Here is a 14214-nt window from a genome sequence, read left to right as displayed (position 1 = left end):
CTAGTCTCAACTTAAAAAAAGAGGTGAATTGTTTGGTTGTTTACGCCGACGTTGTTTGGTTGTTAAACGCCTGCATTGATTTTCTTTTGCTTTTATTAACAGCAACTGTGTTGAAAAAGAAGATCAAAAGATGGAGGCTTGTGCTAGGGACATTTATTGGTTCTACAATTGTTATTTTTGCCTTTACTCCTTTTGCTTCTATGATGACACACCCAATTATGAAATTATTGTATTCGTTACTTATTGTGTATACAGCATTTGGATTTTCTACTTTTAGAGATTATACACAGATTGTTTTTACCTTTTATTTTGTAACATTTATGGTAGGAGGAGGATTAATTGGAACTCATTTTTTCCTACAAACGAATGACATGGTAGATGGATTAGTTCAGGCGAAAGCAATGTCTTATGGTGATCCAGTAAGTTGGATGTTTGTGATTTTAGGATTTCCGATTATTTATTACTTTTCAAAAAAACGTATTGAAAATGTGGAAGTGACTAAGATTCATTATGACCAAATTGTACAAGTGAATATTAGATTAGTTGAAAATGAAATTAAACTAGATGGCTTGATTGATAGTGGAAATCAGCTTCATGACCCTATAACAAAAACACCGGTAATGATTATGCATATTTCATCATTAGAGCATTGTTTACCAACATGGTTAATAGAACAAATTTATTCCAAAACAGAGATTCCACAAATACCAGAAAATGATTCAGGTTGGGCAACGAGACTACGTTTAATTCCTTTTCGAGCAGTAGGAGTTGATCATCAATTTTTATGGGCAATTAAGCCAGATGTTGTTCAAATTTATCATGAAGGAAGCAATATGGTCGTAAATAAAGTATTAATCGGCTTAAATACACAGCAATTATCTACAAATGGAGAGTATCAATGTATTATACATCCGAAAATGTTGATATCACCAAAAGTGACAATTGCTTAATTATGAGAGGCGGGAGAATATGACGAAAATAAAATTTTATTTCACATATCTTTGGTATAAAGTATTGCTGAAACTTGGAATTAAGACTGATGAAATTTACTATATCGGTGGAAGTGAGGCATTGCCACCGCCTTTAACAAAAGAGGAAGAAGAAGTACTCCTCAATAAATTGCCAAAAGGTGATCAAGCAGCACGGTCATTACTTATTGAGCGTAACTTACGGCTTGTTGTGTATATAGCACGTAAATTTGAAAATACAGGAATTAATATTGAGGATTTGATTAGTATTGGAACAATTGGTCTTATTAAAGCTGTGAATACATTTAACCCTGAAAAGAAAATAAAATTAGCGACTTATGCATCACGTTGTATAGAAAATGAAATTTTAATGCATCTACGTAGAAATAATAAAAATCGTTCAGAAGTGTCATTTGATGAGCCATTAAATATTGATTGGGATGGGAATGAATTGTTACTATCAGATGTTCTTGGTACGGATGATGATATTATTACAAAAGATTTAGAGGCTAATGTAGACAGACATCTTCTTAAGAAAGCACTACACCAACTGAATGATCGTGAAAAACAAATTATGGAACTCCGTTTTGGACTTGCAGGGGGAGAAGAAAAAACACAAAAAGATGTGGCAGATATGCTAGGGATTTCACAGTCTTATATTTCTCGACTTGAAAAGAGAATTATAAAAAGGCTTCGAAAAGAATTTAATAAAATGGTATAAAGTGACGTTGTTAAAAGGTTAGATCATCAAGGAGATTGTACAAAACCAATCGGTATTCCGATTGGTTTTGTTGTATTTCCGAGTAAAGCACGAATGATATTTTTATTAAAAGTGACAGAAAAACGGTATGCATAAAATTCCCTCCAAAGGAGATACTTTACACTGTACAGCAACTCCCGATAGGAGGGAACACTTTGACGAGAAACAAAGTAGAAATTTGCGGTGTTGATACAGCTAAACTTCCAGTACTAAAAAATGAAGAGATGCGTAAATTATTTCGAGAAATGCAAAGTGGAGAGATAAGCGCAAGAGAGAAATTAGTAAATGGAAACTTACGTCTTGTACTGAGCGTCATTCAGCGATTTAACAACAGAGGAGAATTTGTTGATGATTTATTTCAAGTCGGCTGCATTGGACTTATGAAATCCATTGATAACTTTGACTTAAGCCAAAATGTTAAATTTTCAACATATGCTGTGCCAATGATTATTGGAGAAATTCGTAGATATTTGCGTGATAACAATCCAATTCGCGTCTCTCGTTCGTTGCGAGATATTGCGTATAAAGCATTACAGGTAAGAGAAAAGCTAATTGCTGAAAATTCAAAAGAACCAACGGCGATGGATATTGCAAAAGTACTTGAAGTGACACATGAAGAAATCGTTTTTGCACTTGATGCCATTCAAGATCCAGTATCACTATTTGAACCAATCTATAATGATGGGGGCGATCCTATTTTTGTGATGGATCAACTGAGTGATGATAAACAAAGGGACGAGCAATGGGTGGAAGAATTGGCGTTGAAAGAAGGAATGAAACGATTGAATGATCGCGAAAAAATGATTATCCGAAAACGTTTTTTTCAAGGGAAAACACAAATGGAAGTTGCCGAAGAAATTGGGATTTCTCAAGCGCAAGTATCACGCCTTGAAAAATCAGCAATTAAACAAATGAATAAAACAATTCAAGGATAAGGTCTCATCATTTACGATGAGATCTTTTTATGTTGCGTGCCCCGAGATTCTGTTCATAGGAAAGATTGCGTGTTCATATAATGACAGTAAAGTGAAACCGCTGGCAGAAGGAGACTTATCGATTACACAACATAAAAGGGGAGAATGACAATGATACGAATTTCAGAGTTTCAAATTAAGGATGTTGTAAATGTCTCTGACGGAAAAAAACTTGGAAACATTAGCGATATCGATATTGATATGAATACAGGGAAGATTCAAGCTGTCATTATTTCAAAGCAAACACGTATGTTAGGAATATTTGGGAAAGAAGCAGAGTTTGTTATTCCGTGGAAGCAAATCGTAAAAATTGGAGAGGATGTAATATTAGTAAGAGCTGATCATGTCAATTCTGTAACAGAATCAATACAAACACCGACAATTTCTTAAAGAATATTACAAATTCCTCTTTTTTTTATGTTGTCATTATGGAAAAATAAAAGTATGGTAAAATAGACAGGAAGTACCATGCTTTTTATGTTATTTTATTAAAAGGAGCCGCTTTATGAGAGAACCATTTATATATGAGGACGGTATATTGTATTTACAAGCGTGGAAAGAACTTGGAAACATTACTGCAGGATTTACGACAAAAGATGGTGGAGTAAGTACAGGCTCCTTTCATGCGATGAATTTAGGATTACATGTAAATGATATGATGGAAAATGTTCATGAAAATAGACGTATTTTAGCGAACAAGTTACAAAAAACATTAGAAAATTGGATTTGTTCAGAACAAGTTCATGATCATCATGTTGAAAAAGTAGGACAGCAAGAAAAAGGGCGAGGAATCTATTCATATGAAGATGGTATTCCAAACACAGATGGTATTTATACGACTGATAGAGATGTATGTTTAACATCTTGTTATGCTGATTGTGTTCCACTCTATTTCTATGCACCATCACAAGGTATGATAGGACTGGCACATGCTGGATGGAAAGGCACTGTAAAAGAAATTGCAAAAGAAATGATTCAAAAGTGGCGTGCGGAAGGGGTGCCAGCTCATGAGATTTATGTTGCAATTGGACCAGCCATAGGGTCCTGCTGTTATGTAGTTGATGATCGCGTATTATCAGCAGCAAAACAAGCGGTAAACGGACATGTTCCATATAAATTGATTTCAGACGGACAATATGCAATTGATTTAAAAGAAATCAATCGCATATTATGCATACAAGCTGGCATAAAAGAAGAGCATATTATGATGTCGTCTCTTTGTACAAGCTGTGAAGAACAATTGTTTTTCTCACATCGTCGTGATCGGGGAAAAACAGGAAGAATGTTGAGTTTCATAGGCTTTAAGGAGGATTGAAAACAGTGGTAGTGCAAGAGAATTTAGCATTTGTAAACGAGAAAATTAAAATAGCATGTGAACGAGCAGAGCGATCGGCACAAGAGGTTAAGCTCGTTGCAGTAACAAAAACAGTAGGAATTGAAAAAACAAATGAAGTAATAGAAGCTGGACTTACTGATTTAGGTGAGAATCGTAATGAAGGTTTTTTACAGAAGTATGAGCATTTTGGTTCAAAAGTAAATTGGCATTTCATTGGTTCGTTACAAACGAGAAAAGTAAAAGAAATTATTAATGAGATTGATTATTTGCATTCATTAGATCGCATTTCACTTGCGAAAGAAATTCAAAAGCGTACTACAAAGCAGGTTCGATGTTTTGTACAAGTGAAAACATCGTCTGAAGAATCAAAGCAAGGGATAGCGGCTGAGGAAACGATTGCGTTTATTCGTGCTTTGCAAGAATTTGATAAAATTGAAGTTGTTGGATTGATGACAATGGCACCATTTACTGAGGAAGAAGCCGAAATTCGTCATTGTTTTAAGAAATTGCGTGGTTTGCAAAAACAAGTACAAGAACTAGGATTATCATACGCTCCGTGTAAAGAGTTATCAATGGGAATGTCAAATGATTATACGATTGCAATTGAAGAAGGTGCTACATATATTCGTTTGGGAACGATTTTAGTAGGAAAAGCATAAAAGGAAGGAGAATGTTATTATGAGTTGGTCAAAAGTAAAATACTTCTTTTTTGACACTCCAGAAGAGCGAGAAGCTTACGAAAAGGAAAAGGAGCAAGCTGAAATGAAAAAACAACAAGATCCACCAGAGCAGCAGGATATTCCACTTACGAAAGCACAGCCGAAACAAAATATTGTAAGTATTGAAACAGCAAAGCAATCTTCCAAAGTTGTTTTGTTAGAACCGCGCACATATTCGGAAGCACAAGGGATTGCGGATCATTTAAAGGGAAGAAGAGCGGTTGTCATTAATTTGCAAAGGATGTCAACAGATCAAGCTGTGCGTATCGTTGACTTTTTAAGTGGTACTGTATACGCTATAGGCGGGGATATTCAAAAATTAGGACCGAAAACATTTATTTGTACACCTGAGACTGTGGATATTGTTGGGGCCATTTCTGAGTTGTTCGGTGAAGAGGAAGAGACAAATATAAAGAGGTGGTAATACGCCATGACGATTATTTTACAAGCATTGCTTTGGATCATCCAGATTTATTCCTGGGCGCTTATTATCTATATCCTTCTATCTTGGTTTCCAGGGGCTAGAGAATCAACATTTGGTGATTTTCTATCACGTATTTGTGAACCATATTTAGAACCGTTTCGGAGATTTATCCCACCTTTTGGCATGATTGATATTTCTCCAATTGTTGCAATTATTGCGTTGAGATTGGCTAGTAGTGGTTTAGTAAGTCTGTTTCGTTATTTCTTGTAATAAGAGGTTGAATGAATGAGCATCTATGAGCATTTTAGACCCGAAGAAGTGGTCTTTGTCGATAAAGTGTTAGAGTGGAAACAGGTGGCTGAAGAATATCATCAAGTGAAATTAACGGATTTTCTGGATCCGCGTCAGCAGCAAATTGTTGCTACGATAATTGGAAATCAAGGGGATGCTACTTTGCGTCTTTATGGTGCTGAGCCAAAAGCGGAAAGGAAAAGAGCTCTTATTTATCCGAGTTATCTTGATTTAAATGAAGAAGATTTCCAAGTTGAAGTATTAGAAATTGACTATCCTTCCAAGTTTTATACGCTTGAACATAGGCAAATATTAGGTGCATTTATGTCTCTTGGTCTTACAAGAGAAAAGTGTGGTGATATTTTGCTTCAAGAAAATCGTGCCCAAATTATAGTTGCAAAAGAAATTGTTTCTTACATTGAAATGAATTTACAATCAATAGGGAAAATGACGGTCTCACTTTCCTCTGTACAAGCAGACAAAGTATTACGATTGCAAGAAGAATGGAAAGAGCAGTCTGGAACTGTTTCATCCCTTCGATTAGATGTCCTGCTAGCTGAAATGCTTCATCTATCACGGCAAAAAGTACAACCGCTTATAAAAAACGGTCTTGTGAAAGTGAACTGGAAAACTGTTGAACAAACTGCATATGAGTGTTTTCCGGGTGATGTTTTTTCAATTAGGGGATATGGCCGGAGTAAATTATTTTCTGTAGAAGGAAAAACGAAACGCGACAAATGGCGAGTTTTGTATGGTATACTAAAATGATTGGTTTTTTAGAAGGAAAATCCCTTATTTTGTCGAAGAAAAGATATAATTAAAAGAGGAAAATTCAGATAACTACTTGGAGGTGGCGTTTGTGCCGTTAACACCATTAGATATTCATAACAAAGAATTTGGTCGCGGATTCCGTGGCTATGATGAGGATCAAGTAAATGAGTTTCTTGATCAGATCATCAAAGATTATGAATTGGTCATTCGCGAGAAAAAAGCATTAGAAGAAAAAGTTGCTCAACTAGAAGGTAAATTAGATCATTTTTCTAACATTGAAGACACGCTAAATAAGTCTATCGTTGTTGCACAAGAAGCGGCGGAAGAAGTAAAGCGTAATGCACAAAAAGAAGCAAAATTAATTGTACGTGAAGCAGAAAAGAATGCAGATCGTATCATTAATGAAGCTTTAGTAAAATCAAGAAAAGTTGCATTTGATATTGAAGAGCTAAAGAAACAAGCGAAAGTATTCCGTACGCGTTTCCGTATGTTATTAGAAGCACAGCTTGAAATGTTAAACAACGATGATTGGGACAAATTAATTGAGCTAGAAGAAGAAGTGGACGAGCTATTAAAGAAAGAAGAAACAGTGTAAGCTTGACGTTTTTCTCATTATTACATATAATTTTAAACAACATATTTATTAAGAAAAACGAAGATAGGGATAAGTACCTTTTTCATACCTTATATAGCGAACTGAGGACGGTGTAAGCTCAGGATAAGGAGATAAATGGGAATATCACCCTGGAGTTCCGCGCTGAACAAAAAAGTAAGCGTAGGCGTATATTCGCGTTAAGAATATAAAGAGGACTTTGTGCATACGTGTACGGTCTACTAGGGTGGTACCGCGGGAGACTTTCTCGTCCCTTTTTTAGGGATGAGAAAGTCTCTTTTTTATTCCATTTTTTAGGGTCTTTCTTTTATACATTCGAGGAGGAATTAAGCGTGGAGTATAAAAATACATTACTAATGCCGAAAACAGAATTCCCAATGCGTGGGAATTTACCAAAGCGTGAGCCTGCAATGCAAGAAAAATGGGCTGAGATGAACATTTATGAAAAGGTACAAGAACATACAAAAGGTCGTCCTTTATTTGTACTGCATGATGGTCCTCCATATGCGAATGGTGACATTCATATGGGACATGCGTTAAATAAAGTATTAAAAGATTTTATTGTTCGTTACAAATCAATGACTGGATACTGTGCACCATATGTACCAGGATGGGATACACACGGTTTACCAATTGAACAAGCTTTAACAAATAAAGGTGTAAAACGTAAAGAAATGACGGTTGCAGAATTCCGTAAATTATGTGCAGAGTATGCATACGAACAAGTGAATCGCCAACGTGAACAGTTTAAACGTCTTGGTGTGCGTGCTGATTGGGATCGCCCATATATTACCTTAGAGCCAGCTTATGAAGCGCAGCAAATTAAAGTATTTGGTGAAATGGCGAAAAAAGGTTATATCTATAAAGGACAAAAACCAGTTTATTGGTCTCCAACAAGTGAATCCGCTTTAGCTGAAGCTGAAATTGAATACAATGATAAAAAGTCAGCATCTATTTATGTGGCATTCCCTGTAAAAGACGGAAAAGACGTATTAGAGGGCGACGAGAAATTTATCATTTGGACAACAACACCTTGGACATTACCAGCCAACTTAGGTATTTCTGTTCATCCAGAACTTGAATACAGCATTGTGAAAGTAAATGATGAAAAATATATTATTGCTTCTGAACTATTTGACACAGTTTCTAAAACGTTAGAGTGGGAAAATGCTGAAGTTGTGAAAACAGTTAAAGGTAGCGAACTTGAGTATACAGTTGCGAAGCATCCATTCTATGAGCGTGATTCTTTAGTTATGCTTGGTGAGCACGTTACAACAGATGCTGGTACAGGTTGTGTACATACAGCACCTGGACATGGGGAAGACGATTTCCTTGTTGGGAAACAATATGGATTAGAAGTTCTTTGCCCAGTTGATGATAAAGGTGTATTAACAAGTGAAGCACCTGGATTTGAAGGTCTATTCTATGATAAAGCTAATAAGCCAATTACGGAAAAATTAGAAGAAGTTGGCGCGTTATTAAAATTAACATTTATTACGCATTCTTATCCACATGACTGGAGAACGAAAAAACCAATTATCTTCCGTGCGACAGCGCAATGGTTTGCATCTATTGAAGCGTTCCGCAAGGAGTTATTACAAGCTGTTGAAGAAACGAAATGGGTACCAGCATGGGGTGAAACACGTCTTCATAATATGGTTCGTGACCGTGGTGATTGGTGTATTTCTCGTCAACGTGCATGGGGTGTACCGATTCCTGTCTTCTATGCAGAGAATGGCGATCCAATTATTACAGATGAAACAATCAATCACGTAGCAGATCTATTCCGTGAGAACGGTTCTAACGTATGGTTCGAACGTGAAGCGAAAGATTTATTACCAGAAGGATTTACACATCCATCTAGTCCGAATGGCGAATTCCGTAAAGAAACAGACATTATGGACGTATGGTTTGATTCAGGTTCTTCTCACCAAGCTGTCCTAGAAGAGCGCGAAGACTTACAACGTCCAGCTGATTTATACTTAGAGGGATCTGACCAATACCGTGGCTGGTTTAACTCTTCATTATCAACAGCAGTTGCAGTAACAGGTAAAGCACCATACAAAGGTGTGTTGAGTCATGGATTCGTATTAGACGGTGAAGGTCGTAAAATGAGTAAATCTATCGGGAACATTGTTGTACCGAAGAAAATCATGGATCAATTAGGTGGAGATATTTTACGTTTATGGGTATCTTCTGTTGACTACCAATCTGATGTGCGTATTTCAGATGATATTTTAAAACAAGTTGCAGAAGTATATCGTAAAATCCGTAACACATTCCGTTTCTTATTAGGAAACTTAGCTAACTTTAATCCAAGTCAAGATATAGTAGCGAAAGCTGAATTACGTGAAGTAGATCGCTACATGCTAGTGAAATTAAATGACTTAATTACAAAAGTAAAAGAAGCATATGAAACATATGACTTTGCGGCAGTATATCATGCAATTCATAACTTCTGCACAATTGATTTAAGCTCATTCTATTTAGACTTTGCAAAAGACATTTTATACATTGAAGCAGCAAATCATCATGACCGTCGTGCGATTCAAACAGTACTTTACGATGTTCTTGTTGCATTAACAAAACTTGTAACACCAATCTTACCTCATACAGCTGATGAAGTATGGCCATATGTTCCTGGTGTTGTAGAGGAAAGCGTTCAGCTAACCGATATGCCAGAAGCTGTAGAAGTAGAGGGTGCGGAAGCGTTAAAAACAAAATGGGATGCATTTATGACACTTCGAGATGACGTATTAAAAGCTTTAGAAGTGGCTCGTAATGAAAAAGTAATCGGTAAGTCATTAAATGCGAGTATTACCCTATATCCAACTGCAGAAATGAAACAAATGTTAGAGTCTATTAGTGAAGATTTAAAACAATTATTTATTGTCTCTGAGTATAAACTTGGTGGAACAATGGAAGAAGCTCCAGCGGGTGCACCAAAATATGAGCATACAGCTGTTGTTGTAGCGCAGGCAACTGGTGAAACATGTGAACGTTGCTGGGTTGTTTCTGAAACAATTGGTAAAGACGCTGAACATGAAACATTATGTGAGCGTTGTGCAACAGTAGTAAAAGAAAATTATGTAAAATAATGATGTGATAAAAACTGACTGCTATTACGGTAGTCAGTTTTTGTATTTAGTAAGGATTCTTCTTAACATGTGACAGATGTATGAAAAGTTCGACTGCTTAAAGTTTTTCTGTTGGGCAGGAGGAAGTAACTTTTAAGCACTTTCCTATGAAGGAAAAATGTGTGAGCGGTAAGCGAGAAAATTTCGGACACACTAACGGTACATTGCAGCCGGGAGGGATGTACACGTGAATGAAATCTATATGGAAATCAAAGAAGAATTACAATTGATGAAAAAAGAACTACAGGAACGACTGGCAAAAGAAGCGATAGAAACTTATTATGTAGAATTCGGACTGGAATTAGGCTATGAATCGAAGGAAGATGGAAAAAAGAAATTATTTTTACATGATATAAGAGAAGATTTAAAAGATGTGGAACGAGCATTATTTAAAATGGAAATCGATATGTATGGTATTTGTGAGGAAACTGGGAAATACATTCCTGTAAAGCAAATGAAAATGATGCCAACAGCTCGTACAATTCATGAATTTTTATATGAGAAGGTAAATGTCTAAGAGGCACAACGATATTATATTACCTTTTTTTATTTTATTTTATTCTTCCGTAAAGGTTCATTGTGAAAAGACCGTAGCTATGCTAAAATTTTGAGGTACACTGTCTTTGTGGGGGAAATGAAAATGATATATTATTTAATAGCGTTATTTGTCATTACCATCGATCAAGTATCGAAATGGTTAATTGTAAAAAACATGGAATTAGGTACAAGTATCCCGATTATCGATAATGTATTATACATAACATCACATCGGAATAGAGGAGCTGCCTGGGGCATTTTAGAAAACAAAATGTGGTTCTTCTATATTATTACAGTTGTTTTTGTAGGATTTATCGTATTTTATATGAAAAAGTATGCAAAAACAGATAGGCTCCTAGGGATTTCATTAGGTCTTATTTTAGGCGGAGCAATTGGCAACTTTATTGATCGTGTATTTAGACAAGAAGTGGTGGATTTCATTCACGTGTATATTTTTTCATACAACTATCCGGTATTTAACATAGCTGACTCAGCTTTATGTATTGGGGTTGTATTGATTATTATTCAAACATTATTAGAAGGAAAGAAAATGAAGGAGTAATTGAATGAGCGAAGTAGTACAAGTAACAGTTACAGAAGAACAAATGAGCGAACGGATTGATAAGTTTCTCGCGGGAGTGAACAATGAATGGTCACGTTCACAAGTACAACAGTGGATTAAAGATGGCGTTGTAACCGTAAATGGAAACGACATTAAAGGAAATTATAAAGTAAAAGTAAATGATGAAATTGCAGTAGCAATTCCAGATCCAGAAGAGCTTGATATTTTGCCAGAAGACATGAATTTAGAAATTTATTATGAAGATGCAGATGTGCTTGTTGTGAATAAGCCACGTGGCATGGTTGTGCATCCAGCTCCTGGACATACAAGTGGTACACTTGTAAATGGGTTAATGCATCATTGTACAGATTTATCAGGTATTAACGGTGTAATGCGTCCAGGGATTGTACATCGTATTGATAAAGATACATCTGGCTTATTGATGGTTGCTAAAAATGATATGGCACATGAATCTCTTGTAAATCAGCTTGTGGCAAAAACAGTAACAAGACGATATAAAGCAATCGTCCATGGTGTAATTCCACATGATAAAGGGACAATTGATGCTCCAATTGGCCGTGATAAAAAGGACCGCCAAAGTATGACGGTTGATGAAAATGGGAAGCATGCTGTTACGCATTTTCAGGTGTTAGAACGATTTAAAGACTTTACACTTGTAGAGTGTCGTTTAGAAACCGGCCGTACGCACCAAATTCGTGTTCATATGAAATATATTGGATACCCGCTTGCGGGAGATCCGAAATATGGTCCGAAAAAAACATTAGATATAAATGGACAAGCGCTTCATGCGGGGATTTTAGGGTTTGATCATCCTCGTACAGGCGAATATATCGAGTTTGAGGCGCCAGTTCCAGCAGTATTTGAAGAAGTTTTAAATGTTTTACGGAAATAGTATTGACAAAACGATTAAAACCTGCGATACTAGCAACAGTTGAATAATGATCCTTTAACACAGCCCCGTGAGGTTGAGAAGGTAACGGTTTGAAATACTTAGGGTGTACTTGTACCCTTTTTTCAAAAGTCCTCTCGCACACGCTGAGAGGACTTTTTTTATACCATTCCTCTCACGCAAGAAAAAAGCTTGGAGGTGTAGAGCATGCAAGAAAAAGCTGTCGTTTTAGATGACCAAATGATTCGCCGCGCTTTAACACGCATCAGTCATGAAATTGTGGAACGTAATAAAGGTGTCGATAATTGTGTTCTTGTCGGAATTAAAACACGTGGGATTTTTATTGCACAGCGTTTAGCAGAACGAATTGGTCAAATTGAAGGAAAAGAAATAGAAGTAGGCGAGTTAGACATTACGCTATATCGTGATGATTTAACATTGCAATCAAAAAATAAAGAACCGCTTGTAAAAGGTTCAGATATTCCTGTGGACATTACGAAGAAAAAAGTTATTCTTGTGGATGATGTATTGTATACAGGAAGAACGGTTCGAGCAGCAATGGATGCTCTTATGGATTTAGGTAGACCATCACAAATCCAATTAGCTGTTCTTGTAGACAGAGGTCATCGTGAATTACCAATTCGCGCTGATTATGTAGGGAAGAACATTCCAACATCAAGTGAAGAACGTATTGAAGTTGATTTGCAAGAGACGGATCAGCAAGATCGAGTAAGTATATACGATAAGTAAAGCCCTTTTAAATGTAGTCCTGTGAGGCTGCCAAAGGGTCTTGACTTTCGTATGTCAAATTTGACATACGAAAGTATAGGACTCTTTGTGCATAGGGCGCAAAGAGTTTTTTTATTGCAAAGTTTTAAACTGAAGGAGGATATAACAATGGAGCAAAAGCCAGTGTTAGACATTCATGAAGTACCGAAACCCGGAAAATGGTTATTTTTAAGTATACAACATTTGTTCGCGATGTTTGGATCAACAGTGCTTGTTCCGTTTTTAACAGGATTGAATCCATCAGTAGCTTTAATCTCCAGTGGATTAGGAACACTCGCGTTTATTCTTATAACAAAAGGTCAAGTGCCAGCATATCTAGGCTCATCATTCGCGTTTATCGCACCGATTATTACGGCGAAGACAGCAGGAGGACCAGGAGCAGCAATGCTTGGTGGTTTACTAGCAGGACTTGTATACATCTTAATTTCACTTGGAATTAAGAAATCGGGATCAGCATGGATTATGAAGTTACTCCCACCAATTGTCGTTGGTCCAGTTGTAATGGTTATCGGATTAGCATTAGCACACACAGCAGTGAATATGGCAATGAATGATGCAGGTGGCAAGTATAGTGTTACACACTTCTCAGTAGCATTAGTAACGCTAGCAATTACAATCATTTGCTCTATATTCGGAAGAGGATTTTTCAGCATCATACCAGTTCTATTAGGGATTATCGGAGGATATATCTTCGCTTACTTCCAAGGATTGGTGGACTTAAAGCCAGTAGCTGAGGCGAAATGGTTTGATGTACCAGACTTTGTCGTACCATTTGTAACTTACACGCCAGAGTTTTCATGGAAGATTGTACTCTTAATGGTGCCAGTAGCACTTGTAACAATTTCAGAACATATCGGGCATCAAATCGTACTTGGAAATGTTATTAAGCGAGATTTAATTGAAAAACCAGGTTTACATCGCTCGATTTTTGGAGATGGTGTAGCGACATTAATCGCATCAGTAATTGGTGGACCACCAAATACAACATACGGTGAAAACATAGGTGTGCTGGCAATTACGAGAGCTTACAGTGTATACTTATTCATCGGATCAGCAGTCTTCGCGATTATGTTCGGATTTATTGGTAAGATTTCCGCACTGATTCACTCGATTCCAACACCAGTTATGGGGGGCGTATCAATCTTACTCTTTGGAGTAATCGCATCAAGCGGTTTACGCATGATGGTAGATGATAAAACAGACTTAAGCGACAAACGAAACTTAATGATTGCATCAGTGATTCTGGTAATCGGTATTGGTGGCGCGGTACTTCGTGTCGGAGAATCATTCCAAGTAGAAGGAATGGCGCTTGCAGCAATCGTTGGCGTACTGTTAAATCTACTGTTACCTGAAATGAAACAGAAACAACAATCTAAGCAGATTGCTTCATAAAAACAACCTTTTAATTCAGTCCTGTGAGACC

Annotated in this window: 16 protein-coding genes and 1 other annotated feature; all 16 genes read left to right on the top strand. The window is 36.7% G+C overall.

The window, feature by feature from the left end:
- Positions 1-32 precede the first annotated feature (32 nt).
- Positions 33-950, top strand: coding sequence for a sigma-E processing peptidase SpoIIGA (gene spoIIGA, locus C564_RS0106150; RefSeq protein WP_018764754.1), 918 nt, complete (start codon positions 33-35; stop codon positions 948-950).
- 19 nt (positions 951-969) lie between these two features.
- Complete coding sequence (gene sigE, locus C564_RS0106145) at positions 970-1689, top strand: RNA polymerase sporulation sigma factor SigE (RefSeq protein WP_003199790.1); 720 nt, start codon at positions 970-972, stop codon at positions 1687-1689.
- A gap of 194 nt (positions 1690-1883) precedes the next feature.
- A complete protein-coding gene (gene sigG, locus C564_RS0106140; protein ID WP_003199794.1) occupies positions 1884-2663 on the top strand; it encodes an RNA polymerase sporulation sigma factor SigG in 780 nt (259 codons plus the stop codon).
- 150 nt (positions 2664-2813) lie between these two features.
- A complete protein-coding gene (locus C564_RS0106135; protein ID WP_016116026.1) occupies positions 2814-3092 on the top strand; it encodes a YlmC/YmxH family sporulation protein in 279 nt (92 codons plus the stop codon).
- Positions 3093-3207: 115 nt separating this feature from the next.
- The gene (pgeF, locus tag C564_RS0106130) at positions 3208-4017 is read left to right on the top strand and encodes a peptidoglycan editing factor PgeF (RefSeq protein ID WP_018764753.1); all 810 of its coding nucleotides are present in this window, start codon (positions 3208-3210) and stop codon (positions 4015-4017) included.
- 5 nt (positions 4018-4022) lie between these two features.
- Complete coding sequence (locus C564_RS0106125) at positions 4023-4697, top strand: YggS family pyridoxal phosphate-dependent enzyme (protein WP_003199799.1); 675 nt, start codon at positions 4023-4025, stop codon at positions 4695-4697.
- A 19-nt stretch (positions 4698-4716) separates the two neighbouring features.
- On the top strand, positions 4717-5181 hold the full coding sequence (locus tag C564_RS0106120; RefSeq protein WP_003199801.1) for a cell division protein SepF: 465 nt from the start codon (positions 4717-4719) through the stop codon (positions 5179-5181).
- A 6-nt stretch (positions 5182-5187) separates the two neighbouring features.
- A complete protein-coding gene (locus C564_RS0106115; RefSeq protein ID WP_003199802.1) occupies positions 5188-5451 on the top strand; it encodes a YggT family protein in 264 nt (87 codons plus the stop codon).
- A gap of 15 nt (positions 5452-5466) precedes the next feature.
- A complete protein-coding gene (locus C564_RS0106110) occupies positions 5467-6240 on the top strand; it encodes a YlmH family RNA-binding protein (protein WP_003208221.1) in 774 nt (257 codons plus the stop codon).
- Between the two features lie 91 nt (positions 6241-6331).
- Positions 6332-6838, top strand: coding sequence for a septum site-determining protein DivIVA (gene divIVA / locus C564_RS0106105; protein WP_016116021.1), 507 nt, complete (start codon positions 6332-6334; stop codon positions 6836-6838).
- A gap of 51 nt (positions 6839-6889) precedes the next feature.
- Positions 6890-7114 (top strand) — a binding site (T-box leader).
- A 74-nt stretch (positions 7115-7188) separates the two neighbouring features.
- Positions 7189-9954 carry an isoleucine--tRNA ligase gene (gene ileS2, locus C564_RS0106100; protein WP_018764752.1) on the top strand — a complete coding sequence of 922 codons (2766 nt, stop codon included), beginning with the start codon at positions 7189-7191 and terminating at the stop codon, positions 9952-9954.
- A 226-nt stretch (positions 9955-10180) separates the two neighbouring features.
- Complete coding sequence (locus C564_RS0106090) at positions 10181-10510, top strand: molecular chaperone DnaK (RefSeq protein ID WP_018764751.1); 330 nt, start codon at positions 10181-10183, stop codon at positions 10508-10510.
- Between the two features lie 123 nt (positions 10511-10633).
- On the top strand, positions 10634-11092 hold the full coding sequence (lspA, locus tag C564_RS0106085) for a lipoprotein signal peptidase LspA (RefSeq protein WP_018764750.1): 459 nt from the start codon (positions 10634-10636) through the stop codon (positions 11090-11092).
- Positions 11093-11096: 4 nt separating this feature from the next.
- Positions 11097-12005, top strand: a complete 909-nt coding sequence (locus C564_RS0106080) for an RluA family pseudouridine synthase (RefSeq protein ID WP_018764749.1) — start codon at positions 11097-11099, stop codon at positions 12003-12005.
- A 204-nt stretch (positions 12006-12209) separates the two neighbouring features.
- Positions 12210-12752, top strand: coding sequence for a bifunctional pyrimidine operon transcriptional regulator/uracil phosphoribosyltransferase (gene pyrR / locus C564_RS0106075; RefSeq protein ID WP_001156487.1), 543 nt, complete (start codon positions 12210-12212; stop codon positions 12750-12752).
- A gap of 147 nt (positions 12753-12899) precedes the next feature.
- A complete protein-coding gene (gene uraA / locus C564_RS0106070; protein WP_003199817.1) occupies positions 12900-14183 on the top strand; it encodes a uracil permease in 1284 nt (427 codons plus the stop codon).
- Positions 14184-14214 lie beyond the last annotated feature (31 nt).

This window comes from Bacillus sp. 105MF, assembly GCF_000374885.1.
GTDB classification, from domain to species: domain Bacteria; phylum Bacillota; class Bacilli; order Bacillales; family Bacillaceae_G; genus Bacillus_A; species Bacillus_A pseudomycoides.
The sequence above is the reverse complement of the archived record's forward strand: the minus strand, read 5'-3'. Positions and strand labels throughout refer to the sequence as shown.